Below are 1,108 nucleotides of genomic sequence, written 5' to 3' on the forward strand. Positions count from 1 at the left end.
GAAAAGGAGCATCGCTGGCTGCCGAGGCTCGCACCTCTGCTGCCGCTGCCGATCCCGGTGCCGCTGGCGATGGGAGTTCCGGCCGAAAGCTATCCCTGGCACTGGTCCGTCTACCGCTGGATCGAAGGCGAGACGGCAGAGCGCGAGCGGATTGCCAGCCTGCCGCAATTTGCGACCGACCTGGCCGCGTTCCTGGTCGCCCTTCAGCGTATCGATGCCACCGGTGGACCGGCGCCGGGACAGCACAATTTCTTTCGCGGCGGAGCACTCAGCGTCTACGATGGCGAGGCCCGGCAAGCGATTGCCGCCCTCGAAGGCAAGATCGACACGGCCGCAGCCAGTGCGGTGTGGGAGGCAGCACTTGCCGCACAATGGCACGGTGCGCCGGTCTGGTTCCACGGTGACGTCAGTTGGGGAAACCTGTTGGTCAGGCAAGGCCGATTGAGCGCGGTGATCGACTTCGGAACCTCCGGCGTCGGCGATCCCGCCTGCGATCTGGCGATTGCGTGGACGCTGTTTGAAGGCAAAAGCCGGGAGGCGTTTCGTGCCGGCCTTCCGGCCGACGGGGCGATGTGGGCGCGCGGTCGTGGCTGGACGCTTTGGAAGGCGCTGATCACGGTCGCTGGACAGATCGACGCCAACCCTGTTGAGGTTGAGAAATCCTGTCACGTGATCGATGAAGTCCTTGCCGACCGCGCGCGCGAGCGTGAAGCGCCGAACGATAAGCCGCTCTAGCCAACCAAAACCCAGTCCCGTCGCCAAACATCCGCCGTCGCATGGCGCGACCAGGGACATTCCGACCGACGCATGCTTCCCGGGAGTGCCAATCCGCCTGATCGAGGCGGACGACCACGTCGCCCGTGTCGCCAAGGTCGACTGAGAGGCGTCACGGAGGAATCGTTTTTGAACGGTTGGCTGCTGTCACAATCGGGGACGCCACAGCGCTCCAGGGTTTCGATCGTCTTGGAAGAAGCAGACAGGCTTGGAAGCGTCATCCCGCTTTTCGCCTCGGCATCAGAGTGAGATTGGCGAATGGGCGTCACCTGGCGATAGAGGGGTCGGCAAGATTCAGGTCGATGTCGGCGAAAACCAGGTAGATATTCCACAT

Annotated in this window: 1 protein-coding gene; it reads left to right on the forward strand. The window is 63.5% G+C overall.

All coding sequences use genetic code 11. The features are described from left to right. A partial coding sequence (locus EN932_RS36720) for an aminoglycoside phosphotransferase family protein (RefSeq protein WP_164890871.1) occupies positions 1–735 on the forward strand: 735 nt, incomplete at its 5' end. Positions 736–1,108 lie beyond the last annotated feature (373 nt).

Origin of the sequence: Mesorhizobium sp. M7A.F.Ca.US.002.01.1.1 (genome assembly GCF_004022955.1) — a bacterium.
Lineage (GTDB): Bacteria > Pseudomonadota > Alphaproteobacteria > Rhizobiales > Rhizobiaceae > Mesorhizobium > Mesorhizobium ciceri.